This window comes from Burkholderia sp. Bp9099, assembly GCF_003857805.1.
Lineage (GTDB): Bacteria > Pseudomonadota > Gammaproteobacteria > Burkholderiales > Burkholderiaceae > Burkholderia.
In genome coordinates this window covers 1-25921 of record NZ_QTPU01000031.1, presented here as the reverse complement: position 1 = coordinate 25921, position 25921 = coordinate 1, and the positions used below count along the sequence as shown (strand labels likewise).

The 25921-nt window shown below is 69.4% G+C and carries 26 protein-coding genes; 5 read left to right on the top strand and 21 right to left on the bottom strand.

The features are described 5' to 3' along the window. Window positions 1–71: 71 nt before the first annotated feature. Window positions 72–566, top strand: coding sequence for a heme-degrading domain-containing protein (locus DIE17_RS29780; protein WP_124488948.1), 495 nt, complete (start codon window positions 72–74; stop codon window positions 564–566). A gap of 23 nt (window positions 567–589) precedes the next feature. On the opposite strand, the gene DIE17_RS29775 is transcribed toward DIE17_RS29780, so the two are convergent. The 8 genes from DIE17_RS29775 to DIE17_RS29740 form a co-directional block, all read right to left on the bottom strand. Next, window positions 590–1336, bottom strand: coding sequence for a glucose 1-dehydrogenase (locus tag DIE17_RS29775; protein ID WP_124488947.1), 747 nt, complete (start codon window positions 1334–1336; stop codon window positions 590–592). A gap of 172 nt (window positions 1337–1508) precedes the next feature. Then, complete coding sequence (locus tag DIE17_RS29770; protein ID WP_124523019.1) at window positions 1509–2213, bottom strand: ABC transporter ATP-binding protein; 705 nt, start codon at window positions 2211–2213, stop codon at window positions 1509–1511. After that, window positions 2210–2959, bottom strand: coding sequence for an ABC transporter ATP-binding protein (locus DIE17_RS29765; protein WP_124523018.1), 750 nt, complete (start codon window positions 2957–2959; stop codon window positions 2210–2212). Before DIE17_RS29765 ends, DIE17_RS29770 begins: the two co-directional genes overlap by 4 nt. After that, window positions 2956–4182 (bottom strand): branched-chain amino acid ABC transporter permease, encoded by a 1227-nt coding sequence (locus DIE17_RS29760; protein ID WP_124523017.1) that lies wholly within the window; start codon window positions 4180–4182, stop codon window positions 2956–2958. The genes DIE17_RS29765 and DIE17_RS29760 overlap by 4 nt, the downstream gene beginning before the upstream one ends. After that, complete coding sequence (locus tag DIE17_RS29755) at window positions 4175–5110, bottom strand: branched-chain amino acid ABC transporter permease (protein WP_124488944.1); 936 nt, start codon at window positions 5108–5110, stop codon at window positions 4175–4177. Before DIE17_RS29755 ends, DIE17_RS29760 begins: the two co-directional genes overlap by 8 nt. A 13-nt stretch (window positions 5111–5123) precedes the next feature. After that, window positions 5124–5561 (bottom strand): acyl-CoA thioesterase, encoded by a 438-nt coding sequence (locus tag DIE17_RS29750; protein ID WP_124488943.1) that lies wholly within the window; start codon window positions 5559–5561, stop codon window positions 5124–5126. Between the two features lie 141 nt (window positions 5562–5702). After that, window positions 5703–6239, bottom strand: a complete 537-nt coding sequence (locus DIE17_RS29745) for an NUDIX domain-containing protein (RefSeq protein ID WP_124488942.1) — start codon at window positions 6237–6239, stop codon at window positions 5703–5705. A 122-nt stretch (window positions 6240–6361) separates the two neighbouring features. After that, window positions 6362–7630 carry a YbfB/YjiJ family MFS transporter gene (locus DIE17_RS29740; RefSeq protein WP_124523016.1) on the bottom strand — a complete coding sequence of 423 codons (1269 nt, stop codon included), beginning with the start codon at window positions 7628–7630 and terminating at the stop codon, window positions 6362–6364. Window positions 7631–7754: 124 nt separating this feature from the next. On the opposite strand from DIE17_RS29740, the gene DIE17_RS29735 reads away from it, so the two are divergent. After that, window positions 7755–8675, top strand: a complete 921-nt coding sequence (locus DIE17_RS29735; RefSeq protein ID WP_124523015.1) for a LysR family transcriptional regulator — start codon at window positions 7755–7757, stop codon at window positions 8673–8675. 260 nt (window positions 8676–8935) lie between these two features. On the opposite strand, the gene alaS is transcribed toward DIE17_RS29735, so the two are convergent. Beyond that, window positions 8936–11560: an alanine--tRNA ligase gene (alaS, locus tag DIE17_RS29730; protein WP_044846110.1), complete on the bottom strand. Its 2625-nt coding sequence runs from the start codon at window positions 11558–11560 to the stop codon at window positions 8936–8938. 240 nt (window positions 11561–11800) lie between these two features. Here alaS and DIE17_RS29725 point away from each other — a divergent pair, with 240 nt between their 5' ends. After that, window positions 11801–13021 (top strand): CaiB/BaiF CoA-transferase family protein, encoded by a 1221-nt coding sequence (locus DIE17_RS29725; protein ID WP_124523014.1) that lies wholly within the window; start codon window positions 11801–11803, stop codon window positions 13019–13021. A 59-nt stretch (window positions 13022–13080) separates the two neighbouring features. Here DIE17_RS29725 and DIE17_RS29720 read toward each other — a convergent pair whose 3' ends face one another. The 4 genes from DIE17_RS29720 to DIE17_RS29705 form a co-directional block, all read right to left on the bottom strand. Beyond that, window positions 13081–13650, bottom strand: coding sequence for a hypothetical protein (locus tag DIE17_RS29720; RefSeq protein WP_260426223.1), 570 nt, complete (start codon window positions 13648–13650; stop codon window positions 13081–13083). Further along, window positions 13647–14075, bottom strand: a complete 429-nt coding sequence (locus DIE17_RS29715; RefSeq protein ID WP_124523013.1) for a L,D-transpeptidase — start codon at window positions 14073–14075, stop codon at window positions 13647–13649. The genes DIE17_RS29720 and DIE17_RS29715 overlap by 4 nt, the downstream gene beginning before the upstream one ends. A 278-nt stretch (window positions 14076–14353) precedes the next feature. Beyond that, a complete protein-coding gene (locus tag DIE17_RS29710; protein ID WP_124523012.1) occupies window positions 14354–14908 on the bottom strand; it encodes an RBBP9/YdeN family alpha/beta hydrolase in 555 nt (184 codons plus the stop codon). 163 nt (window positions 14909–15071) lie between these two features. Continuing rightward, window positions 15072–15281, bottom strand: a complete 210-nt coding sequence (locus tag DIE17_RS29705) for an ornithine acetyltransferase (RefSeq protein WP_006497729.1) — start codon at window positions 15279–15281, stop codon at window positions 15072–15074. Window positions 15282–15533: 252 nt separating this feature from the next. On the opposite strand from DIE17_RS29705, the gene DIE17_RS29700 reads away from it, so the two are divergent. Beyond that, window positions 15534–17243: a glutamine--tRNA ligase/YqeY domain fusion protein gene (locus tag DIE17_RS29700; protein ID WP_044846114.1), complete on the top strand. Its 1710-nt coding sequence runs from the start codon at window positions 15534–15536 to the stop codon at window positions 17241–17243. Window positions 17244–17360: 117 nt separating this feature from the next. Here the strand turns inward: DIE17_RS29700 and DIE17_RS29695 are convergent, their stop codons facing one another. From DIE17_RS29695 to DIE17_RS29685, 3 genes are all read right to left on the bottom strand, one after another. Continuing rightward, window positions 17361–17831, bottom strand: coding sequence for an NUDIX hydrolase (locus DIE17_RS29695; RefSeq protein WP_044846139.1), 471 nt, complete (start codon window positions 17829–17831; stop codon window positions 17361–17363). Window positions 17832–17842: 11 nt separating this feature from the next. Then, complete coding sequence (locus DIE17_RS29690) at window positions 17843–18229, bottom strand: hypothetical protein (RefSeq protein WP_044846115.1); 387 nt, start codon at window positions 18227–18229, stop codon at window positions 17843–17845. Window positions 18230–18356: 127 nt separating this feature from the next. Next, complete coding sequence (locus DIE17_RS29685) at window positions 18357–19706, bottom strand: cytochrome-c peroxidase (protein ID WP_124523011.1); 1350 nt, start codon at window positions 19704–19706, stop codon at window positions 18357–18359. Window positions 19707–19927: 221 nt separating this feature from the next. Between DIE17_RS29685 and DIE17_RS29680 the strand changes: the two genes are divergently transcribed. Continuing rightward, complete coding sequence (locus DIE17_RS29680) at window positions 19928–21514, top strand: acid phosphatase (protein ID WP_185500317.1); 1587 nt, start codon at window positions 19928–19930, stop codon at window positions 21512–21514. Between the two features lie 140 nt (window positions 21515–21654). On the opposite strand, the gene DIE17_RS29675 is transcribed toward DIE17_RS29680, so the two are convergent. The 5 genes from DIE17_RS29675 to DIE17_RS29655 form a co-directional block, all read right to left on the bottom strand. Continuing rightward, complete coding sequence (locus DIE17_RS29675; protein WP_124488934.1) at window positions 21655–23196, bottom strand: alginate export family protein; 1542 nt, start codon at window positions 23194–23196, stop codon at window positions 21655–21657. Then, window positions 23193–23891, bottom strand: a complete 699-nt coding sequence (locus tag DIE17_RS29670; protein WP_044846118.1) for a YoaK family protein — start codon at window positions 23889–23891, stop codon at window positions 23193–23195. The genes DIE17_RS29675 and DIE17_RS29670 overlap by 4 nt, the downstream gene beginning before the upstream one ends. After that, window positions 23888–24805, bottom strand: a complete 918-nt coding sequence (locus DIE17_RS29665; RefSeq protein ID WP_124523008.1) for a VOC family protein — start codon at window positions 24803–24805, stop codon at window positions 23888–23890. Before DIE17_RS29665 ends, DIE17_RS29670 begins: the two co-directional genes overlap by 4 nt. 53 nt (window positions 24806–24858) lie before the next feature. After that, window positions 24859–25305, bottom strand: a complete 447-nt coding sequence (locus tag DIE17_RS29660) for a DoxX family protein (RefSeq protein WP_124488932.1) — start codon at window positions 25303–25305, stop codon at window positions 24859–24861. A 1-nt stretch (window position 25306) separates the two neighbouring features. Further along, window positions 25307–25921, bottom strand: a 615-nt coding sequence (locus tag DIE17_RS29655; protein WP_148095669.1) for an amidohydrolase family protein, incomplete at its 5' end; no start/stop codon positions are given.

Genomic DNA, 25921 nt, shown 5'->3' with positions numbered 1-25921 from the left:
TGAACGATCGACGGCCGGCGCGCGACGCAGGACGCGCGCACGGGCCGAACTTGCGACGACACGGAGCTGCCATGCCGATCCCCTTCCCGCGCTGCGCGCCCATGCCCTTCGGCGACACGGCCTCAACGCCGATGCTGGCGCACTTCGATGCCGACGTCGCGCGCCGGCTCGGCGACATCGCGGTCAATCTCGCGTCGCGCCGCGGGCTGCCGATCGCGGTCGGCATCGTCGGCGAAGCCGCACCGCTGTTCTATTGCGCGCTCGACGGCAGCCGCGCCCGCGACAGCGACGCGATCCGCCGCCGGCAGAACACGGTGTTGCGCTTCGGCGTCAGTTCGCTCGAGGTCGGCGCGCGCTTTCGCCGCGCCGGCTGGTCGTTGCAGTCGCAGGGATTGTCGGATGCCGACTATGCGCTCGACGGCGGCGGCGTGCCGCTGCGGCTGGCCGACGGCGGCATCGTCGGCGCGATGGCGATCGCCGGGCTCGACGACGAACGCGATCATGCGCTCGTCGTCGAGAGCCTGCGCTGGCATGTCGGCGCGAACGCGCTCGCGATGATCGCGTAGCGGGCGCGCGCCGGCTCGCGCGATCAGTGCAGCCCGCCGCTCGCGACGAGGCGCTCGCCGGTCAGCCAGCGCGCATCGTCCGATGCGAGGAACACCGCGACCGACGCGATGTCGTCCGGCTCGCCGAGGCGGCCAAGCGGCGTCTGGCTTTGCACCTGCCTGTCGAGGTCCGAACCGATGATGCCCGCGCTGTGCGTGCCTTCGGTCACGATCATGCCCGGGTTGATCGCGTTCACGCGAATCTTGCGCGGGCCGAGTTCGAGCGCGAGCACGCCGGTGATCGCGTCGACGGCGCCCTTGGTGCCGCTGTAGACGGCGCTCGCGGGCGGCGTGATGCTCGTCACCACGGAGCTGATGTTGATGATGCTCGCGCCTTCGCCCAGATGCTTGACGGCGGCCTGCGTCGTCAGCAGCACGCCGAACACGTTCGTGTCGAACTGCCGGCGGTAGTGCTCTTCGGTGATCGCCTCGATCGGCGCGAACTCGTACACGCCGGAATTGTTGACCAGCACGTCGAGACGGCCGTACGTCTCGATCGCCGTATCGACGATGCGCTGCGCGTCCGCTGCCTTCGACACGTCACCGCCGACCGCGACCGCGCGGCCGCCCGCTTCGACGATCGCGCTCACGACCGCGTCGGCGCCGGCCTTGCTGCTCGCGTAGTTGACGACGACCGACGCGCCTTCGGCGCCCAGCGCCTTCGCGATTGCGGCGCCGATCCCCTTGGAAGCGCCCGTGACGATCGCGACCTTGCCTGCCAGCTTGCTCATGATTTCATTCCTCAGTCGGAAGACTTCGATGGATGGGTACCGGTCGCGCCTGTCGCGGCGCACCGGCCTTGCTGGCAATCTTCGCGGTTCCGGCGGCCGCGATAAAGCGGCTCGACACGAATTGACTGGCGGGGTTTGCCGAACAATCGGCGGATGGACGGTCGACGGACGGTCAGCCGGCGCTCAGCCACGCGCTGACGACGTCGCCGCCGAGCCCGTCGAGCGCGCCGTCGTAGACGATCTGCCCGCGCCCCATTACCGCGACGCGCTGCGCGAGCCGCGGCGCGAGCTGCAGCCGCTGCTCGATCAGCAGGATCGCGACGCCGTCGTCCTGCAGCGCGGCAAGGCAGGCGCCGACTGCGTCGACCGCGAGCGGCGCGAGCCCTTCGGCCGGTTCGTCGACGATCAGCACGCGCGGGCGGCCGGCGAGCGCGCGCACCAGCGCGAGCACCTGCTGCTCGCCGCCCGAGAGCCGCCCGGCCTTCACGTCGGCCCGCGCGGCCAGCAGCGCAAAGCGCGCGAGCAGCCGGTCGAGCGCGGCACGTTCGGCCGCGCCGCTCAGGCCGCGCAGCCCGAGCCGCAAGTTGTCGCGCACGCTCAGCAGCGGAAACACGTCGCGGCTTTCGGCGACGTAACCGACGCCGCGCCGCGCGATCTCGAACGTGCGTGCGCCCGCGCATTCGGCGCCGGCGATGCGCACCGAGCCCGCGGTGCGCACGAGCCCCATCACGGCCTTCGCGAGCGTCGAGCGGCCCGCGCCGTTGCGACCGAGCAGCGCGAGCGTCTCGCCCGGCGCGAGCGCGAGATCGACGCCGTCGAGCACGGGCTGGCTTCCGTACCATGCACGCAGGCCGCGGATGTCGAGCAGCGCGCTCATGCATCCTCGCCGAGATAGGCGGCACGCACGGCCGGGTCCGCGCGGATCGCGTCGGGCGCACCGGTCGCGACCACCGTGCCGCGCACGAGCACCGTGATGCGCTCGGCGAAGCCGAACACCGCATCCATGTCGTGCTCGATCATCAGCACCGTGCGGCCCTGCGTCGTCGCGCGGATCAGCGCGATCATCCGCGCCGCCTGGTCGCGGTTCATGCCGGCGGTCGGCTCGTCGAGCAGCAGCGTGCGCGCGCCGCTCGCGAGCGCGATGCCCAGATCGAGCGCGCGCTGTTCCGCATAGCCGAGTGCGCCGGCCGGCGCGTCGCGCCGCGCATCGAGGCCGATGTCGTGCAGCACGCGCGCGGCCGCGCGATCGACCGATGCCGATTCGCGCAGCCGGTTCCACCAGCGCCGCCGCTCGGCCGGCGCATGCAGCGCCGCGCAGCGCAGGTTGTCGAACACGCTCAGCCGCGCGAACGCGCTCGTCTGCTGGAAACTGCGGCCGATGCCGAGCCGGCTCGCGACGACCGGCCCGCGCCCGCGCAACTCGACACCGTGCAGCACGACGCGCCCGCACGTCGGCCGCGTCGCGCCGGCGATCACGCCGAACAGCGTCGACTTGCCCGCGCCGTTCGGCCCGATCAGCGCGTGACGCTCGCCGGCCGCGATGCTCAATTCGATGCCGTCGAGCACGGTCTGCGCGCCGAAACGCTGCACGATCCCGTGGAGCGCGATCGCGTTGCCGTTCATAGCCCGTCCTCCCACGTGCCGTGCCGGTGGTTCAGCAACCGCGCGCGCCAGCCCCACAGCAGCGTGCCGATGCCGGCCGCCGAGGCCGCGACGGCCCAGCCCGCCGGCGAATCGGCGTCGATGCCCCACGCGCCGAACGCGATGCCGGTGCCGTCGTCCTGCGCGAAACGCCACGCATAGCCGAGCTCGGCCGCGCAGACGATCGCGACGCCCCAGAACACGCACGCGCCGATGCCGCACAACAGGCGCCACCGCTCGGCCGCCGGCGCGCCGCGCCGCAACGCATGCGCGAACGCTTGCGCGATGCCCGCGATCCCGCGCGGCGCGGCGACGACGACCGCGACGAACAGCACGCCGAGATACAGCGCCCATGCGCGCGACACGCCCGCGACGACGACGCTCAACGCGGTCAGCACCACCGCGCCGGCCGCCGGCCCGAAGAACGTGCCGGTGCCGCCGATCACCGCGGCGATCAGCACGGTCGCCGAACGCGCCATCGACACGCTGTCGGGCGTCGCGATCTCGACGTCGATCAGCGTCAGCGTGCCCGCGATGCCCGCGAAGAACGACGCGCAGGTGACCATCGCGAGCCGCACGCGGCGCGGCTCGGTGCCGAGCGCGGCGACGCGCGCGGGGTTGTCGCGCACCGCGTTCGCGAGCCGGGCGAGCGGCGTGCGCGTCAGCGCGTGCATCGCCAGCGCCGACACGATGCACCATGCGGCGATCACCGCGTAGGCCTGCGTTTGCGCACCGAAATGCCAGCCGCCCCAGGGCGCGCCGCTCGCGCGGTCGATCGGCACGCCGCCGACGCCGCCGAACCACGCAGGCACGCTCCACGCGGCCGCCGCGACGCATTCGCCGAGGCCGAGCGTGATCATCGCGAACACGGTGCCCGCGCGGCGTGTCGCGAGCAGGCCGGCGAGGAACCCGAAGCCCGCGCCGGCCGCGCCGCCGACGAGCGGCAACAGCGGCAGCGGCGCGCCGACATGATTGAACCAGTGCGCGGCGGCGAACGCGCCGAGCCCCGCGACGGCGGCATGGCCGAACGACAGCAGCCCGGTCGTGCCGAGCTGCAGGTTGTACGACAGCGCGAGCACGACGAGCGCGGCCGTCTGCGCGAGATAGCCGAGCACCGCGCCATGCGGCCACAGCCACGCGGGCACAGCCACGCACGCGGCGAACAGCACCCAGCGCAGCGCGCCGGCCCGCGCGCGGCTAGCCATCGACACGCTCGCCGAACAGCCCGCGCGGCCGGGCGACCAGCACCGCGACAAGCAGCAGGTACGGGACCAGCGGAGCGAGCTGCGCGATCGACACGGCCGCGACGCCGTCGGGCAGCGCGAGGCCCGCCCATTGCGCGAGGTCGCGCAGGGACGTGTCGCTGGACGCCGCGAAGGTCTGCGCGAAGCCGACCGCGAGCGACGCGGCGAACGCGCCGCCGAGCGAGCCGAGCCCGCCGATCACGACGATCGCGAACACCACCGACCCGACGGTCTCGGCCAGCGCCGGCTCGATCACCGCGAGCGGCGCGCCGATCACGCCGGCCAGCGCCGCGAGCGCGGTGCCCGCGCCGAACAGCCCCGTCATCACCCGCGGCACGTCGTAGCCGAGCGCCTCGACGGCCGCGCGGTGCGTGAGCGCGGCGCGCACGACGAGGCCGAGGCGCGACGCGCGCAGCAGCGCGCCGAGCGCGGCCAGCATCGCCGCGGACATCGCCATCATGAAGAGCCGGTAGCGCGGCAGCGCGAGGCCGAACACGGTCACGGGCGCGCCGTCGAACAGCGGCGGCACCGGGGCCGGCAGCGGTGCGAGGCCCCACAGCAGTTTCGCGCCCTCGCCGATCAGGTACGCGAGCCCGAAGGTCAGCAGCAGTTCGCTCGTGTGCCCGTGCGCCTGCACGCGGCGCAGCAGGGCGCGCTCGCAGCCGGCGCCGAGCAGCCCGACCGCGAGCGGCGCGAGCCCGAGCGCGGGCCAGAACCCCGCGCGGGCTGCGATGCTGTAGCCGACATACGCGCCGAGCATGTAGAAGCTCGCATGCGCGAAGTTGAGCACGCCCTGCACGCTGAAGATCAGCGTGAGGCCGGCCGACAGCATGAACAGCAGCAACCCGTAGCTGAGGCCGTTGAATGCCTGGAGCGCGAACGCGTGCACCGCCGCGCGCCCGTCAGCCGGCGAGCGGTTCGAGCGCCGCGCGCAGCGTGTCCGGCAGCGGCACCGGGCGGCGCGTGCCGCGATCGACGTACACGTGCACGAAATGCCCCTGCGCGGCCGGCGCGGCTTCGCCCGCCGCGAACAGCCCGATCTCGTAACGCACGCTCGACGTGCCGAGCTTCGCGACGCGCAGCCCCGCGTCGACGGACTGCGGAAAGACGAGCGGCGCGAAGTAGTTGCACTGCGTCTCGACCACGAGCCCGATCGTCTGCCCGTGCTCGACGTCGAGCACGCCCGCGCGGATCAGGTATTCGTTCACGACGGTGTCGAAGTAGCTGTAGTAGACGACGTTGTTCACGTGCCCGTAGACGTCGTTGTCCATCCAGCGGGTCGTGATCGGCAGGAAGTGGCGGTAGGCGTCGCGCGGACGCGGCTGCGGCTTGTCGGACATGGCGATGGCGGTCAGGTCAGGACGAGGAAGATGAAGCGCACGTCGCGCGGCGGCCGTGCGGAACGGCCCGCCGGCGAATGGCGAGGTGCCGCGCCGCGATCGTGCCCGGCGCGACGGACGACATGGCGGCGGCGCGGCCCGTCACTGCCCCGCTCGGTCGACGAATTCGAAATCGAGGCCGCGCGCGCGCATCCAGTCGGCGAGCGCGTAGCCGGTGCCGGCGCGCCACGGGCGCAGCAGCGGCGGATCGACGAGCCGGTATTCGAGCAGTTCCGGCGACAGCGCGACGGTGCCCGACGCGCGCACGTGGTACGCGATGATCAGTTCGTTCTTGCGGATGAATTCATAGACGCCGACCAGCGAGACCTGCTCGGCCTTCAGCGCGGTTTCCTCGAACACCTCGCGCGCGATGCCGTCCTCGGGCGTCTCGCCGTTCTCGAGGAAGCCGGTGATCAGCGCGAACATCCCTTCCGGCCAGGCCGCGTTGCGCGCGAGCAGGATCTTGCCGTCGAGTTCGACGATCGCCGCCACCACCGGCAGCGGGTTGTTCCAGTGCACGTAGCCGCACGTGTCGTCCGGGCAGGCCTGGCGGACGCGGCCGCCTTCGTGGTCGGGATCGGCGCGCTCGGTCAGCGGACGCGCGCAGCGCGGGCAAAAACGGTAGTCGGCGGTGGTCATCGATGGGGATCTGGCGAGCGCCCGGCGGCGGCCTGCCGGCCGCGTCGCGCGCCCGCTCGGCGCGGGAAAGGCCTCATTCTAGCGAGTTTGCCCGCGCCGCAGACGATCCGGCCCCGATGATGTCAGGGTTGCATGCGGGGTTGCGCGCGCCCGCGTGCGGCGGTTGCCGCGAAGCCGGCGGCACCGGCGAGCAACGCGCCAGCCGCGACCCACAGCGCCGGCGAGAACGACCCGAAGCGCGCGGTCAGCGGCGCGGCGACGAGCGGACCGAGAATCTGCCCGACCCCGTACGACGCGGTCGCATAGCCCATCAGCCCGGTCGCTCGCTCGCCATGCAGCCGCCGCGCCTCGCGCATCGCGAACAGCGTGATCGCGGTAAACGGCAGGCCGAGCAGCGCGCTGCCGGCCGAGAAGCCGGCCGCGTTCGGCCAGACGATCCCCGCCGCGATCCCGAGCGCCTGCGTCGCGCAGCCGGCGGCGAGCAGCAGCCGGTTGTCCCAGTGGCCGGGCAATCGCGACGCGGCGATCGCGCCGACGATCAGCGCCGCGCCGAACATCGGCCAGAACAGGTCGGGCCACGGCGAGCCGGCCGGCAGCGCGGCACGCGCGATCACCGGCAGGAACGTCGCGGTGATGATGTAGCCGAAGCCCGGCATCCCGTACAGCACGACGAGCCACGCGGCGTCGGCGCGATGGCGCCGTGCGTCGTGCGGTGCCGCGGCCGGTCTCTCGCGCACGGCCGGCGCCGCGGCGCCCCGCGCGGCGGTTGTCGAGGCGGCCGGCCCCGGCGCGCTGCCGAACGTGCGCCAGATCGCGACCGACAGCAGCGCCGACAACACTGCGAAGCCGAGCCAGCCGGGCGCCGCGCGATGGCCGGCGAGCGCGCTGCCGATCAGCCCGGTCAGCACGATCCCGACGCCCGGCCCCGCGTAGATCACCCCGCTCCACTCGGGCGCATGCAGTTCGGTGAGCCGCCGCAGCCCCCATTGCGACACGAACACGAACGTCCATGCGCTGACGACGCCCGCGACGAAGCGCACCACGAGCCACACGGAGAGCAGATGGCCGACGCCCATCGCGGCAGTCAACAGCACGGTGGCGGCCAGCCCGAAGCGCACCATCCGCGAGGGCGCGACCCGCACGGCCGCGCAACTGACCGCGCCGACGAAATAACCCGCGTAGTTCGCCGACGCGAGCCAACTGCCGGCCTTCAGGCCGATCGAGCCGTCGGCGAGCATCAGCGGCAGCAGCGGCGTGAACGCGAAGCGGCCGACGCCGAGTGCGACCGCCAGCCCGATCATGCAGGCGAGCGCGGCCGCGCGGGCGCGGCGGTCGGCGTCATCGGGCAGGTGTACGCCGGCGACGGCGCTCGGGGCATCGGAACGGGACATGGCGGCATAGGCCGCGCGCGGCGCGCGCCGGCCGGAACGGAAATCGGAACGCTTGTATCGTAGCTTGACCGAACGTTCTCGATAAATGAATAATCAAGAATCCACATATCTCCAGGAGAGAATCATGGACCTGGCGGCGCTGGCGATTTTCCGGGCTGTCGTGCGCGAGAACGGTGTGACGCGCGCGGCGGCGAAGCTCAATCGCGTGCAATCGAACGTGACGACGCGCATCAAGCAGCTCGAGGAGGAACTCGGCGCGGCGCTGTTCGTGCGCGACGGCCGCCGGCTCGTGCTGACGCCGGCCGGGCACACGCTGCTGCCGTACGCGGAGCGGCTGCTCGCGCTTGCCGACGAGGCGCGCGACGCGGTGCGCGAGGACACGCCGCGCGGGCGGCTGCGGCTCGGCACGATGGAAAGCACGGCCGCGAGCAGGCTGCCGACCGTGCTCGCGCGTTATCACCATGCGTGGCCCGACGTGTCGCTGGAGCTCGTGACCGGCACGACCGGCTGGCTGATCGACAAGGTGCGCGACTTCGAGATCGACGCGGCGTTGTTTGCGCGGCCGCCCGAGCCGGACACGCTGCCCGACACATTCGAGACGGTGCCGATCTTCCGCGAGGATCTCGTGCTGCTGACGCCGCGCGGCCATCCGCCCGTGCGCACGCCGCGCGACGTGATCCTGCCGACGCTGATCGCGTTCGAGCGCGGTTGCACGTACCGGAAATATGTCGAGCAATGGTATGCGGCACACGGGATGAAGCCCTCGCGTGTGCTCGAACTCGGTTCGTATCATGCGATCGTCGCGTGCGTCGCGGCCGGCGCCGGCATCGCGGTCGCGCCGCGCTCGGTGCTCGAGTTGCAGCCGGAGACCGGTAACGTCGCCGCCCACACGATCCCCGAACTCGAAGGGATCGACACACTGCTCGCGTGGCGGCATGGTTACGCATCGGCGGCGCTCGCCGCGTTGCGCGATGCGCTGGGTGAGGCTGCGCGGGAGCCGGGTGATGCGACCAAGGCGGCGGTGGCCGCATCGGTGTCGGCCTGAGTCGGGATCGCCGGCGGCCGCTGGTGCGCGCGCTCGATCTTCATTCCGACACGGGCGATGCGGCCAGGGCGGTGGTGGCCGCGTCGGCGTCTGCCCGAGCCGGGAACGCAGGCGAGCGCCAGCGAGCGCGCTAATTCTTCATACCGACAAAAACAAAACGACCCGACCGGCACAGGTGCCGATCGGGTCGCTTTTTTTGATGCGAAGCGATGTGACGCGACGCGGTCAGCCCGACCACACCGCATCACCAGCCATGCCGATCAAAGACGCTCTTCGACCCAGCCCTTGACGCCTGCCAGCGCGCCCGGCAGGTTCGCCGGTTCCGTGCCGCCTGCCTGCGCCATGTCCGGACGGCCGCCGCCCTTGCCGCCGACCTGCTGCGCGACGAAGTTCACGAGCTCGCCGGCCTTGACCTTCTTGCTCGCGTCCGGCGTGACGCCCGCGATCAGGCTGACCTTGCCGCCTTCGACGGCCGCCAGCACGATCGCCGCGCTCTTCAGCTTGTCCTTCAGCTTGTCGACCGTCTCGCGCAGCGTCTTCGCGTCCGCGCCGTCGAGCGTCGCGGCCAGCACGAACACGCCGCCGACTTCGATCGCCTGCTGCGCGAGCTCGTCGCCCTGGCTCGACGCGAGCTTCGACTTCAGCGCGCCCAGTTCCTTCTCGAGCGACTTCACCTGGTCCTGCACCTGCGCGATGCGTTGCGTGAGTTCCGACGGCTGCGCCTTCAGCGCGGCGGCCGCTTCGTTCACGCGCGCATCGAGCTCCTGCACGTAGCGCACCGCGTTGTCGCCGGTGATCGCCTCGACCCGGCGGATGCCGGCCGCGACGCCGCCTTCGACGACGATCTTGAAGAAGCCGATGTCGCCGGTGCGGTGCACGTGCGTGCCGCCGCACAGTTCGCGCGAGAAGCCGAGATCGAGCACGCGCACTTCGTCGCCGTACTTCTCGCCGAACAGCGCCATCGCGCCTCCCTTCACCGCTTCGTCGTACGGCATCACGCGCACGATGCCCGGCGCGTTCGCGAGGATTTCGTTGTTGACGATCTGCTCGACGCGACGGATTTCGTCGTCGGTCAGCGGCGCGTTGTGCGCGAAGTCGAAGCGGGTTTTCTCCGCGTCGACGAGCGAGCCCTTCTGCTGCACGTGTGCGCCGAGCACTTCACGCAGCGCCTTGTGCATCAGGTGGGTCGCCGAGTGGTTGCGCTGCGTGCGTGCGCGACGATGCGCGTCGATTTCCGCGCGCAGCACGTCGCCGACCTTCAGCGTGCCCTGTTCGAGCGTGCCGTGGTGGCCGATCACGTCGGCCTGCACCTTCAGCGTGTCGGCCACGGCGAAGCGCGTCGCTGCATTCGCGAGCACGCCCTGGTCGCCGACCTGGCCGCCCGACTCCGCGTAGAACGGCGTGTGGTCGAGCACGACGACCGCATCCTGGCCGTGCTTCACTTCGTTGACGGCCGAACCGTCGACGTACAGCGCGACGACCTTCGCGTCGTCGAACGCGATCTCTTCATAACCGTGGAACGTGGTCTTCGCGCCCGAGTATTCGAGGCCCTGCGTGGCCTTGAACTTGCCGGCCGCGCGCGCCTGCTCGCGCTGACGCGCCATCGCGTCGTCGAACGCCGGCTCGTCGACCGTCATCCCGCGCTCGCGGCACACGTCGGCCGTGAGGTCGAGCGGGAAGCCGTACGTGTCGTGCAGCTTGAACGCGAGTTCGCCGTCGAGCACCTTGCCGCCCTTCGCGTCGACATCCGCCAGCGCCGCTTCGAGGATCGACATCCCGTGCTCGATCGTCTCGAAGAAACGCTCTTCTTCCTGGCGCAACACATCGGTCACGCGCTGCTCGGCTTCCTTCAGCTCCGGATAGGCCGCGCCCATCTCGGCGACGAGGTCAGCCACCAGCTTGTGGAAGAACGAGCCCTTGCGGCCAAGCTTGTAGCCGTGGCGGATCGCGCGGCGCACGATGCGGCGCAGCACGTAGCCGCGGCCTTCGTTGCCGGGGATCACGCCGTCGACGATCAGGAACGAGCACGCGCGGATGTGATCGGCGATCACCTTCAGCGAGTTGTTCGTGAGGTCGCTGATCTCGGTCACGCGCGCGGCGGCCTTGATCAGGTTCTGGAACAGGTCGATCTCGTAGTTGCTGTGCACGTGCTGCAGCACCGCGGCGAGACGCTCGAGGCCCATGCCGGTGTCGACCGACTGCTTCGGCAGGCGCGTCATGTTGCCCTGCGCGTCGCGGTTGAACTGCATGAACACGAGGTTCCAGATCTCGATGTAGCGGTCGCCGTCTTCTTCAGGCGATCCCGGCGGGCCGCCCCACACGTCCGGACCGTGGTCGTAGAAGATTTCGGTACACGGGCCGCACGGGCCGGTGTCGCCCATCGTCCAGAAGTTGTCCGACGCGTAGCGCGCGCCCTTGTTGTCGCCGATGCGGATGATCCGCTCGGTCGGCACGCCGACCTCCTTCGCCCAGATGTCGTACGCTTCGTCGTCTTCCTGGTAGACGGTGACCCACAGCTTTTCCTTCGGCAGCTGGTAGACCGTGGTCAGCAGTTCCCACGCGAAGCGGATCGCGTCGTGCTTGAAGTAGTCGCCGAACGAGAAGTTGCCGAGCATCTCGAAGAACGTGTGGTGGCGCGCCGTGTAGCCGACGTTCTCGAGGTCGTTGTGCTTGCCGCCCGCGCGCACGCTGCGCTGCGCGGTCGTGGCGCGCGTGTACGGACGCGGATCCGTGCCGAGGAACACGTCCTTGAACTGGACCATGCCCGAGTTCGTGAACATCAGCGTGGGGTCGTTACCGGGCACGAGGCTCGACGAGCGGACGATCGTGTGGCCCTTCGATTCGAAGAATTTGAGGAATTTCTCGCGGATTTCGGCAGCTTTCATGGCGTGCGGGGAATGTCTGGCTGAGACGGCTTCAAACGCCGGCCGTCCTCGCGGACGCACGGCGGGCAGATATCGTAAACGAGCGATTATACGATACAGATCGGCGGCTCCCACGCCAGCGGCCCGCCGCGCCGGACGAGCGGCCTGGGCCACCGGCGCGGCCGATTCGCCTTAAGATGCTCGGCATGCCAATCCGCCTTGCCTCGGGCCGGGCGAGCCATGAAAGGAGACGATTCGACGATGGGTGCCCTGAGCCATATCCGCGTGCTGGACCTCACCCGCGTGCTCGCGGGCCCGTGGTGCGCGCAGACGCTTGCCGATTTCGGCGCGGACGTGATCAAGGTCGAGCGCCCCGGCGCCGGCGACGACACGCGCCACTGGGGGCCGCCGTACCTGAAGGACGCGACCGGCGCCGATACGGCCGAGGCCGCGTACTACCTCGCGGCGAACCGCAACAAGCGCTCGGTGACGGTCGACATCGCGACGCCGGAAGGCCAGCAGATCGTGCGCGAGCTCGCCGCGCAGAGCGACGTCGTGCTCGAGAACTACAAGGTCGGCCAGCTGAAGAAATACGGGCTCGATTACGAATCGCTGCGCGCGGTGAAGCCCGATCTCGTCTACTGCTCGGTCACCGGGTTCGGCCAGACGGGCCCGTACGCGCACCGCGCGGGCTACGACTTCATCGTCCAGGGGATCGGCGGCTTCATGAGCATCACCGGCGAGCGCGACAGCGAGCCGGGCGGCGGGCCGCAAAAAGCCGGCGTGGCGATCGCCGATCTCGCGACGGGCCTCTATTCGACGATCGCGGTGCTCGCCGCGCTCGCGCACCGCGATCGCACGGGCGAAGGCCAGTACATCGACATGGCGCTGCTCGACGTGCAGGTCGCGCTGCTCGCGAACATGAACACCAACTTCCTCGCGAGCGGCAAGCCGCCGGTGCGCTGGGGCAACGCGCACCCGAACATCGTGCCTTACCAGACGTTCCAGACGAGCGACGGCTGGATCATCGTCGCGGTGGGCAACGACGGGCAGTTCCGCAAGTTCGTCGAGGCCGGCGGGCGGCCCGAGCTGGCCGACGACGAACGGTTCGCGACGAATCCGTCGCGCGTGCGCCACCGCGACACGCTGGTGCCGATCCTCGCGGAGATGGTGAAGGCGCGCGGCAAGGCCGACTGGATCGCCGTGCTCGAAGCGGCCGGCGTGCCGTGCGGGCCGATCAACGAACTCGACGAGGTGTTCGACAACGAACAGGTGGTCGCGCGCGGAATGCAGGTGTCGCTGCCGCACCCGTGCGGCGCGGACGTGAAGCTCGTGCGCAATCCGATCCGGATGAGCGCGACGCCGCCCGATGCGCGCACCGCCCCGCCGCTGCTGGGCGCGCAGACGGAAGACGTGCTGCGCGACATGCTCGGCTACGACGATGTGCGGATCGCCGCGTTGAAGGCGAAGCAGGCGATTTGAGCGCGTGTGATACCTGGCCGACCGCCCACGCAAGCAGTGTCGGCCGGGTATATCGGGGGTCAGCGCTGCGCAAGCGTATCGCACCCGCCAGCGAGCAGTGCGAGCGCGGCACGCGCGGCCGGATCGACGACGATCGCACGACCGCCCGCGCCCGGGAGGCCGGTGACTGCCACCGTGTCCGTGTCGGCCGCCCCCCGGAATACCAATGTCGGAAGCGGTTCGGAGGCGATGCGATCGCGCATTTCCAACGTGCCGAGCGGCGTCGGGAACGCCGTCGCAAGCTCGGCGACGGGCACACTGCCACGCACGATCAGCGTGGTGAGCGGCGCGAGCCGGTCGGCCAGCCCAGGGGGCGCGACACACTGCCGGGAAACACGGCCGTCGAACGTGACGCGCACGGAGAACGGCGCCGCCGACTGCACGCGATGAGCGTTCACGTTCAGCGTACCGGCGGTGTAGACGAACGACATCACCTCATCCGGCTGCACACTGAGTATTTCGGTACCCGGCGCGATCGGCACGCGACTGCCGGCGCTTCCGACCATGCTTCGCCAAGCCAATACGACGAGCACGGCGACGAACACCACGCCGGCCGCGCGAGCGAGCTGGCCTGTTGCCGCGGGCGTCATGACACCTGCACCATGGTTCCGACCGGTGTCCATTCGTACAGCTGCCGCGCATCGGCCTCGTTCAGCCGCACACATCCGCGCGAGCCGAACCGGTCACTCAGTGAATTGCGAGCCAGCCGCACGACGCCGAGCGGCATCGGTCCGTGGTATTGATGAAAAGCCTTGCCATCCGCGGTGAAGAACATTGCATGATCCATCTGCACGTTATACATGCGACTGCGATAAGGGTGGTGCTTGCGGAGGATTCTGAACGTGCCCCGAACGGTCGGGTGCTCGCGGTCGCCTGTCACGCAGTCGAAGCGGAACACGCAAACGCGCCCCTCGTATGCTTCGACGCATTGCCGTGACAGATCAACCTGAATCCGTTTCGTCGCGGCTCCGTTGTTTTCTTTGGTGCGGTCGGATCGTGCGGGCTGGACTGGCATGGAGGCTTTCCGTCCGGTCGAATGGGCCGCCAGACTACCCACTACCGACTTCAAGCGATATGGGACACGTCAGAAATTCGGAGCGCTGTCCAACGGCAGGGCGAGTCCGCTGCCGCGCACGCCTACCACGATGAGCCCGGATGGCGCGACACGCTACGGGGGACTGTCGACGCGCGTGGCTCCGCCGTTGCTGTGCCACGACAACGAACGGATCGCGGCGTTGAAGGCGAAGCAGACGATCTGAAGGTCCTGCGGTCCGCCCACCCTGCGCGCCACGGTCAACCTGCGACCGCCAGCGCGTCGAGCCAGCCGCGCCCCTGCGGCCAGTCGCCGAGCCCGCTGTCCGCGTTGATGTGGCCGCGCGGGCCGAGGTCATGAAACGCGCTGCCCCACGCGTGCGCGCAGCCGCGCGCGAACGCGAGCGAGCCGTACGGATCGTCGCTGCTCGCAACCACGCAGGTCGGAAACGGCAGCCGCTCGTGCGGCACCGGCCCGAAACCGTGCGCATCGGCCGGAAACGCCGGCCCGGCCGGATCGGGCAGAGCGACGAGCAGCGCGCCGCGCACTTTCTCGAGCGCGGCCGGCCGCGCGTAACGGGTCGCCCACCACGCGGTGGTCAGCGTGCCGAGGCTGTGCGCGGCGATCGTCACGGGGCCCGGCGCGGCTTCGACCGCACGATCGAGCGCGAGACACCAGCCGTTGCGGAACGCACGGTCCCAGTCGGGCATCGCGATGCGTACGAAACGCGCGTCGGCGCGCTCCCAGCGGCTTTGCCAGTGGAACGGGCCGGAGTTACCGTAGCCCGGCAGCACGAAAACGAGAGAATCGCTCATGGAAGGTTCGTCGACGCATGAAGTCGTTTTATGTAACGTCGACGAAGTGTCGCACACCCGCTCCTCCCTGATGCTGCCTGTCGAATCGCGGAATGGATGTGCGGTGTATGAATCGGTCGCGCTGCGCACGCGACCGGCCGGCGCTCACGCGCGCCGGCTTCGGTCAGCGCACGCCGGCGCCGACGAGGCCGCCTGCCGCGGCGCCGGCGACCGTGCCGACCGGGCCGCCCGTGATCAGGTAGCCGAGCGCGCCGCCCGCTGCCGCGCCGATCCCGGCGTTACGCTGCGTGTGCGTCATCGCGCATGCGCCGAGCTGCGACAGGGCCGCGACGATTACCGCGGTACGAACGAGAAAAGTGGTCTTCTTCATCATGATTGTTGGCTTCCTCCCGCCCCGCAAAAACTGCGAATGGCGGCATTGATTCGGTGAAGCCATCATAGGAAAAGCCGAATGCGGGGGGCAATCCGATTTACGTCGTGTTACAGCCGACACACTATCGAGATATTGCGATCGGCAGCGCGAACCGCCCTGTCGACGCCGCAACCCGCGCGGGACGGACCCCGGTCAGGTAGAATTACGGGATTAAACCGGCGCGACGCGCCGACACAACCTGACGCCAACCGCATGAGCACCGAACGCAACGACGCCCCCGCGGCTTCCAATTTCATCCGCAACATCATCGACGACGACAACCGCACCGGCAAATGGAGCGGCCGCGTCGAGACGCGCTTTCCGCCCGAGCCGAACGGCTATCTGCACATCGGCCATGCCAAGAGCATCTGCCTGAACTTCAGCGTCGCGCGCGACTACGGCGGCGTGTGCCACCTGCGCTTCGACGACACGAACCCGGAAAAGGAAAGCGTCGAATACGTCGACTCGATCGTCGACGCCGTGCGCTGGCTCGGCTTCGACTGGCGCAAGGACGCGGTCGATCACCAGTATTTCGCGAGCGACTACTACGACAAGCTGTACGAATTCGCCGAGCTGCTGATCCAGCGCGGCAAGGCGTACGTCGACAGCCAGAGCGCCGAGGAAATGCGCGCGAACCGCGGCTCGCTGACCGAAGGCGGCAAGCCGTCGCCGTTCCGCGACCGCTCGCCCGAGGAAAACCTCGACCTGTTCCGCCGGATGAAGGCCGGCGAGTTCAAGGAAGGCGAGCACGTGCTGCGCGCGAAGATCGACATGGCGTCGCCGAACATGAACATGCGCGACCCGGTGATCTACCGGATCCGCTACGCGCATCACTACCGTACCGGCGACGCATGGTGCGTGTATCCGATGTACGACTACACGCACTGCATCTCGGATGCGCTCGAAGGCATCACGCATTCGCTGTGCACGCTCGAATTCGAGGATCACCGCCCGCTGTACGACTGGGTGCTGAACGAACTCGCGGAAGCCGGCGTGTTCACGCGCCCGCTGCCGCAACAGATCGAATTCTCGCGCCTGAACCTCACGTACGCGATCACCAGCAAGCGCAAGCTGCTGCAGCTCGTCACCGAAGGTCACGTCGAAGGCTGGGACGACCCGCGCATGCCGACGATCGTCGGCATCCGCCGCCGCGGCTTCACGCCGGAGAGCATCCACCTGTTCTGCGAGCGGATCGGCGTGACGAAGGTCGATTCGTGGATCGACATGAGCGTGTTCGAAGGCGCGCTGCGCGACGACCTCGACGACAAGGCACCGCGCTCGGTCGCCGTGCTCGATCCGCTGAAGCTCGTGATCGACAACTATCCGGAAGGCCAGGAAGAAGCGTGCACGGCGCCCGTGCACCCGCACCACCCCGACCGCGGCGTGCGCACCTTCCCGATCTCGCGCGAGCTGTGGATCGAGCGCGAGGACTTCGTCGAGAACCCGCCGAAGGGCTATTTCCGCCTGTTCCCGGGCAACAAGGTGCGCCTGCGCTACGGCTACGTGATCGAATGCACGGGCTTCGACAAGGACGCCGACGGCAACGTGACGGCCGTGCACTGCAACTACTTCCCGGACAGCAAGTCGGGCACCGAAGGCGCGAACAACTACAAGGTCAAGGGCAACATCCACTGGGTCAGCGCGAAGCACGCGCAGGCGGCCGAAGTGCGGATCTACGACCGGCTGTTCAAGGCGCCGCACCCGGACGCGGGCGGCGCGAACTTCCTCGAGGCGCTGAACCCGGACTCGAAGAAGGTCACGCAGGCCTACGTCGAGCCGGGCGCCGGCGACGTCGCGCCGGAAACGCGCCTGCAGTTCGAGCGTCACGGCTATTTCGTCGCCGACCGCGTCGATTCGAAGCCGGGCAAGCCGGTGTTCAACCGGATCGTCGGGCTGCGCGACAGCTGGGGCAAGCCGGCCTGACGGCCTGCTCCGCGCGCGGCGCGGCGGCCTCGCACCGCCCGCCGCAGGATGAAAAAAACGGCCTTCGGGCCGTTTTTTATTGCGTGCGCGCAAGCGCGGCTGCGCCGGCCGCCGCGCTTACGCGCTCGCCAACCGCCGGTGCAGATCCGCGAGCGACAGCGTCGTGCGAAACAGCCGCGCGAGGCTGCGGCTTGCATACGCGTCGACGTCGCCGGGCGCGGTCCAGCGATACGCGTCCATCTCGGGAATCAGCGAGCCGTCGCGACGGCTCGGGAACAGCGACGTGCACGTGCAGCGCGCGGGATCGATCTCGTCGTCCGCGACCTGCACCGCGAACAGGTGCAAGTCCTTGTCGTGACGGTAGGCGAAGCGGCCGAGATCGAGCAGTCGCGCCGGCGCGAACTCGATGCCGGTTTCCTCGCGCAGCTCCCGCAGCGCCGCGTCGACCGGCGATTCGCCGGGCTCGCCCTGCCCCTTCGGGATGTCCCAGTGCGTGGTGTCCGTCGCGTGCGCGAGGAATACGCGGCCGGCCCCGTCGAGAATCACGACGCCGCACGACACCGTGCGCGACGCACCGCTGCGCTTCATTGCACGCGCGCTCAGCGCTTCTGCAGCTGCCACTTGCCCGTGGCGGTCTTGCAATAGACGGGCTTGAGCGTCAGCGTCTGGCCCTTCGCGGAAATGTCGGTGGCGATCTCGCGGCACGTCTTGCCGTCGTTCTCGGACGTCGACGGCGTGAGCTTCGCATCGATCTGCGTGCCGCGGCCGCTGCTCTGCCAGGTCGTGGTCTCGCCGTCCTTGCCTTCGTCGCGCACCTGCGCCACGGCCTTGGCCAGCGACGCACGGTCGGTCTTGCTGAAGTAGGCGAGCGGCGTGTCGTTCAGGAAGCCCAGGTTGCTCTGTGCGTAGGCAGGCAGCATCGCGGCTGCGCACGCGGCGCCGGCCAGCACGCGCGTGACGACGGAAAGGGATGCACGCATCGACATGTGTTGTTCTCCTTGGATGTTCGATCGAACGGCATGGCGCGCGGCCGGCACTCCGGCGGCCGGCGAACCGGCACGCGCCACGCCCGTCAGCCAGCGAGCATAGCATGCGTGCCGCCAGGAACGTCGTCTAGCGGGCCGCCGACGCGGCTGCCGGTTGATATCCGTCGGTCAGCGTGTTCAGGAACGCGATCACGTCCTTGATCTCGGCCGCGTTCAGCGCGGGCGCGTCGCCGCGCTTGCGGTCGAACGGCGGCTCGCGGTTGATGTTCGGCCAGTAGCGCTTCGGCAGGTCGTCGTAGACCTGCACCTTGCCGTGCACGACCGGATAGAACTTCTCCGGATGGATGTCACGCTCGGCGTAGAAGCGCATCACGTCCTCGAGCGAGTGGTACACGCCGTTGTGGAAGAACGTCTTGCGCAGCGCGACGTTGCGCAGCGACGGCGTGCGGAACAAGCCGCAGAATTCGTCGCGGCCCTTCAGGTCGGTGCGCTCGGGGCCGCACGCGCCGAGGTCGTAAAAGCGCGGATCGCGATTGACCGGCAGCGCGCGGTTGCGCGGCACCGCGATCGCGATCAGGCCGAAATCGCTGAACTGCGGCGGGCCGCCTTCGAGCGTGCGCTGGCTCACGTGGCAGCTCGCGCAGTTGCCCTTCTTCTCGTCGTTGAACAGCTGCAGCCCGCGCAGCTCCGCGGGCGTCAGCTGCGCGTGGCCGGCCAGATAGGCGTCGTACTTGCTCGTGTACGGATCGAACAGCGCCGGCTGCTGCTGGAATGCGTCGAGCGCGCGCAGCACCGCACCGAACGTCGCCTGGTCGTCGCCGAGAACCTGATCGCCGAACGCCTTGCGGAACGCGTCGGCATACGGCGCGGCGCGAACCGCCTTCGCAACCCGCGCCGGCGAACTGCTCATCTCGAAGGGCGAGGTGAGCGGAATGCGCGCCTGCGCATCGCGCGTATCGACGCGGCCATCCCAGGTCAGCCCGCCGGTCGGGCCCGCATCGATGCTTTCGTCGCCTTCGTCCGGCGAATCGTGGAAGTGCTCGCTGAACGGCGGAATGCCGCGCAGGTACTTCAGCGACGGCACCGCACGAAAGCCCGTGCTGTGCATGTCGTCGCCGCCGAGTTGCACCGACAGCGCGTTCGGCGGCCCGAACGCATGCTCGGCGCTATGGCACGACGCGCACGCGAGCTTGCCGGACCCCGACAGCGACGGATCGAAGAACAACTGCTTGCCGAGCGCCGTCATCTGCTTCACGCCCTCGAACACCTGCGCGCGCGTCTGCGGCTGGCTGGCCGGCGCGACCGCCGGAGCGGCCGGTGCGGCCTGTGCCGCCGGCACGATGGCGGCGGCCGATGCATCGGCACCGGGGCGCGCATCGCAACCGGCGAGCGCCGCGAGACCGCCGACCAGCGCCAGCGCCGCCGCGGCAGGGATCAGCGATCGCGCGGACGCGAAGGATTTCAGAAGGCTGTGCATCGTCGTTCTTCTTGTAGCGGTGGGCAATCGGCCGGAGCTTATGTCAGTTCCGTGACCGCCGCATGACGTTCGACCGACAGTCATTTGAAAGCGCCCCTACACCCGGCTGTCAAATCGGTTCCAGATAATGCGCGCAGCCGGCAGGTGTCCGAAGGTTCCCGCGCCGGCCCGACACCACCGCGATTCCCACACGCGACACACGACGAAAGAGAGAACATCGCATGAAGAAGCACGCCTGGATTCGTTACACGCCGATCGCCCTCGCGGCCGCGCTCAGCCTGACCGCCTGCGGCGGCGACGATGTCACGCAGCAAGGCCTGTCGGCCGTCAAGAACGTCGTCGTGATCTACGCGGAAAACCGCAGCTTCGACAACCTGTACGGCAACTTCCCGGGCGCGAACGGCCTGCAGAACGCGACGGCGGCGAACTCGGTGCAGAAGGATCGCGACGGCTCGACGATGGCGACGCTGCCGAAGATCTGGGGCGGCCTGACCGCGACCGGCATCACGCCGGCGGTCACCGAGGCGATGACGGCGAACCTGCCGAACGCGCCGTTCGCGATCGACGATCCGAAGGGCTTCAACCAGTCGATGAGCATCGCGACGCGCGACATCGTGCACCGCTTCTACCAGGACCAGATGCAGATCAACGGCGGCAAGAACGACATGTACGCCGCATGGACCGATGCGGGCGGCCTGACGATGGGCCACTACACGCCGGATCCGTCGAAGCTGCCGCTGTGGAAGATCGCGCAGCAGTACGTGCTCGCCGACAACTTCTTCATGGGCGCGTTCGGCGGCTCGTTCCTGAACCACCAGTACCTGATCTGCGCGTGCGCGCCGTTCTACGCGAACGCGAACACGAGCCCCGCGGCCGGCAAGATCGCCGTGTTGAACGCGGACGGCAAGTCGCTGAAGGTTGCGACGAACTCGCCCGCGTCCGCGCTCAGCGGCCCGCCGAAGTTCGTCAACGACGGCGCGATCACGCCCGACTTCTTCGCGGTCAACACGATGCAGCCGCCGTATCAGCCGAGCGGCAACAAGGCAGCCACGGGCGGCGATCCGCTGCTCGCCGATCCGGCCAATCCGTCGACGATGCCGCCGCAGACCGCGACCAACATCGGCGACCTGATGACCAACGCGGGCGTGTCGTGGGCATGGTACGGCGGCGCGTGGGGCCAGGCGCTGCAGGCAAGCCAGAACGGCACGTCGAACGTGATCTACGGCGCCGACCTGTCGACGCCGAACTTCCAGCCGCACCACCAGCCGTTCAACTACTTCGCGAACCAGGCGCCGGGCACCGCGAACCGCGCGCAGCACCTGCTCGACGGCGGCGCGAACGGCGCCGAGTTCATCAAGGCGATCGACGCGGGCACGCTGCCGCAGGTCACGTTCTACAAGCCGCAAGGCAACCTGAACGAGCACCCTGGCTACACGGACGTCACCTCCGGCGACCAGCACATCGCCGACGTGATCGCGCACCTGCAGGCAAGCCCGCAGTGGAAGAACATGGTCGTCGTCGTCACGTACGACGAGAACGGCGGCTTCTGGGATCATGCCGCGCCGCCGACCGCCGATCGCTGGGGTCCGGGCACGCGGATTCCGGCGCTGATCGTGTCGCCGTACGCGAAGAAGGGTTTCGTGGACCACACGCAGTACGACACGGGTTCGATCCTGCGTCTCATCACGCGCCGCTTCTCGCTGCCGCGCCTGCCGGGCCTGCAGCAGCGCGACGACGCGCTGAAGGCGAACGGCGCGCAGCCGATGGGCGACCTGACGAACGCGCTCACGCTGTCGCCGAACCTGTAACGGCATCACCGCGAACGGGCCGGCCGCGCGGCCGGCCCGGACGAACGAAGGGCAACCCGCGGCGACCTGCACCCCAAAAGCCGGATGCGAATCCAGCCTTTGGGGTGTTTTTCATGCGCGCGCGTTGCCGCGCGGCCGCGTCACCAGCCGTACTTCAGCTCGACGCCGACGTAGTCCGCGTTGTGTCCGCCCGCCTGCCGGATCGCGTCGCCGACCTGGAAGTGCACGGCCTCGACGGCGCCGATCAGGTTCGCGGCAATCGTCCAGTCCGCGCGCAGCTGCACGTACATCCCCGTCCAGCGGCCGCCCTTGCCTGCCGTGCCGGGCACCGGAATGTTCGGCTGCTGATAGACGGCGTCGCCGGTCGTCTCGCGCCACTGGAAACCCAGCGCGCCCAGCAGCGACAGGTTCGCCGACGGCTTCAGCGTCACGGACGGCTTCACGTGGATCAGGTTCGCATAGCTCGTGTAGCCGGCCAGCGTGAAGTAATAGCCGTTCGGAAACAGCGGATTGAAGGTGCCGACGCGGCCGTCGTGCGGATGCCGGTCGCCCGAGGCCGCATCGATCTGCAACGCGACGCGCGGCGACCACGGCGCATCGAGCTTGTAGCCCGCGATCGAGCCGACGGCCCACGCACCGATCGTGTCGTTGCCGACCGTCCCGGTCTGCAGCATCGTCTCGAGATCCCAGTCGAAACGGCCCTGCGTGCCCGTGTAGCGAACGTCCCACACATCGCGATGCTCGGCGCCGCTCGCATCGAGGAAACGCGCGTTGCGGCGGTTGTAGCGCGACCAGTAGCCGGACAGGTCGCCCGGCCCGACCGACTGCCGCTCGAAGCGCACGCCGCTGAAGGTGAGACCGCGATTGGACACGTCGTCGAAATCGGACGCGTTGCGGTTCTGCACCGGTTGCGTCGCGTAGCCGATGAAGCGCCATTTCCCGTATTCGTAATCGGCCCAGACCGCATCGAACGCCTGCCGCACGTTCGGGCCGTCGCGCGTGGCGATGAAGCGCTGCAGGTCGAACGCCATCTCCTGCCGGCCGACGCGGAACTTGAACGTGCCGCCGCCGAGCGCGCCCGTGTAGGTCGCGAACGCCTGTTCGAGATCGAGCGGGTTCTTGTCGACGGGCGACACCGTGTTCTTGCCGAACGCGCGCGCGTCCTGCAACTGCGCGAAGAACTGCCAGTGCTGGCCGAGATGCGCATCGGCATGCACTTCGACGCGCTGGATCAGGTACGTGTCCGATTGCGCGGAGCCGATTCCGAACAGCGGCGCGTCGTTGGTCTCCAGCCGCTCGCGCAGGTTCACGCCGAGCGATAGATAGGAGGCCGGATCGTTGCCGAGCGGAATGTATTTCAGCCCGTCGAGCGGCGCGCGCGGCACGCACGGATTCGCGAGCACCGACCAGTCCTCCTGCCAGCGGTTGAACAGCACCGTCGGGCGTTTGGTCGTGCACGTCGATGCGGCGGTGGCCGTCTGGGTCGCTGCCGGCGTCGAGGCCGAAACCGACGACGCAGCCGAAGGCTGCGCCGGTCCTTGCGTCGATGTCGATGTCGTTTCAGCCGCCGTTTCCGCGACCGCCGCGTCGGCGCCCGCGCACAACAGCGCCGCGACGACCGACAGGCGCGCGGCCCGTTCGAAGCCGCGGGCGTCGCGTCTGCGCTGCCCCCGCGCGATCATGCGCGCTCCTGCGCGGCGGGTGCGGCCGCTTGCGCCGCACACAGTGCAAGCGTCGCGAGCGCGCCGACCGGTGCGAGCAGCGCCAGGAATCCGACGTAGCGGAACCCGAGCGCACCGCACGCCGCGCCGAGCGCGAACGCGACGATCGCCGGCAGCATCTTGCCGAAGCGCGCCCGCGCCGCCGCGCGTGCGGCGTCGGCCGTGCCGGCCGACAGCAGGTCGACGACGTCGAGGATCGCCTGCGTCACGTTGCCCGTCATCACCGTGTTCGGCACGCCGCCCGCGCGCGAAATCACGCGCGGATGCGCGTTCTGCACGCCCATCGCGAACGTGCCGACGATGCCGGCCACGAGCGCCGGCAGGCTGTCGGGCTGCGTGACGGGCGTCGCCCACACGCCGGCCGCGCAGAAGCCGAGCAGCAGCACGGCCTGCACCGCGTGCAGCGCGCGCGTGCCCTGCCAGGCGGGCCGCCCGGACATCGACCGCGCGATCAGGCTCGCCGCGATCACGCCGCACACGAACGCGGGAAACACGCTGAGCTTCAGCACGACACCCTGGCCGAAGCCCGCGATGCCCGCGCCGATCAGCACGAAGTTGCCCGTCACGTGTGCGGTGAACAGCCCGAACAGCGCGACGAAGCTCAGCGTGTCGACGAAGCCGGCCACCGCGGCAAGGATCGTGTCTTCGTGCTTCATCGCGCTGCGCTCGCGTGGATTTCGGCGACGTAGCCGCCCGGGAACTGCACGAGTGCCGCGTCGCGGCCGTCCGCGCTGTACGGCGGCACGAGCACGGTCACACCCGCCGCCTTGGCCTTCTCCAGCGTGGCGGCCAGGTCCGGCACGTCGTAGCCCGTCATCTCGCGCCCGTACGGGTACGGCAGGTGGCCGTCCGTCACGAGCACGGTCATCTTGCCGAAGCCCGATTCGATGCGAATCCGGCGATACGTGTCGTTCGGCCGGCCGATCTCGATGCCCGGCGCCTTCAGGTTGTCGGACACCACCTTGCCTTTCGAGAACTTGACGAAATCGTGCACGAACTTGCGTACGCTTTGCGGCGACACGTAGACCCGGTTCTCGGGGATGGTCTGCAACGCGTCGTAGTGCGGCGCCTGGGTGTGCCAGTAGAGCTGCATGTTCACGCCGCCCGTCCACGTAATGACCGCATCGCGGCCGATCGGATCGGGGAACGTGTCGACGATCACGTCGGCGCCGTGCTCGCGCGCCGACTTCACCGCGACGTCCATGTCGGTGACGAGATAGCCGGTGCGCTCCGCGCAGAACGGATACGGGACCGGCGTCTTGAAGCCGAACACCGAGATCGTGCCGACCGGCGTCAGCACGAGTTGCGACATCGTCTGGCTCGGCGTCGGCGTGACCTGGAACACGCCCTGCTTCGATTTCTTGCCGCCGAACGTCGCGACGAAACTGTCGGTGAAGCGGTCGAAGTCTTCCGGCGCGACGCACACGTGCGTGGTGTCGTACTGCGGACCGACGGCCACCGTCGGCGCGACTGCGGGCGGCACCGGCGGTTTCGCGAACACGCCACCGGGCGCGGCGACGAGGCCGGTGGCAAGCGCAAGCGCCAGCAACATGGAACGAAGGGTTCTCATAACGGATATCCTTGTTGTTTCATCAAATGGTGCAACGGCCCGGGAAACCCCGGTCACGCGCGGCCGTCGCCGGCCGGTTGCCGCGCATCGTCGAGCACGGTCGCGAGCACAAGTGCCGCGATCAGCCCAAGATGCTCGAAAAAGCTGTTGAGCGCCATGAAATGTTCGGCGCCCGAGCGGTTCCAGAAATCGTTCGCCACGACCATCGCGACGAGCGTCAGCATGCCGAGGCTCCCGGCGCCGAGCCACGTGAAGCGGCGAAACACCACGCACAGCGAGCCGGCGATCTCGACCACGATCGCCAGCGCCGCCCACAACGCGGCCGGATGCAGGCCGAAATGCGCCTGCTCCGCGACCGCGCCGTCGAAGTCGAGCGCCTTCGCGACGCCGCCGAGCAGAAAGGCGGACACCAGCGCGAGACGCGCGAGCGGCAGGACCCACGGCTGCGACAGTAGCGCGCGGATCCACGCCGGGCTGCCATAGATGGTACGCGTCGTCATGTCAGATCGCCCAGCACGAACAGCCGAACGCACCCCAGAAGCCCTTCGCGTCCGACGTCGGCAATGCGCTGCCCCACGCGCTTGCATGCGCATGCTGGTGCACGTTGCACGCGTTCGCGCAGCCGCACATCGCCGCGGCCGCCGCCCGTTGCAGCGGTGCGCCCTCTCGCTGCGTCGCACCCCAGCCGCCGTAGCCGCCGTACTCGCGCACCGGCGACCAGTCCGGCATCGCGGGCGGGATCGGCGCGTCGTGCGACGCGAACGGCCCCGCGCCCCAGACGATCCGGCCTCCAACCACCGTCAGCAACGCAGTCGTGTCGACGATATCGTCCTCCGCGCAGGTGAAGAAATCACGATCCGGGACCACCACGTCGGCGAGTTGCCCGACCGCGATGCGCCCTTTCCTGCCCACCTCGTTCGAGAACCACGTCACGTACTCGGTCCACATCCGCAGCGCGGTTTCGCGGTCGAGCAGGTTTCGCTGAGGATACATGCGCAGCCCGCCAATCGTCTTGCCCGTCACGAGCCACGCGAGCGATACCCACGGGTTGTACGACGCCACGCGCGTCGCGTCGGTGCCGGCCGACACCTTGAGGCCCTTCGACAGCATCTTCGC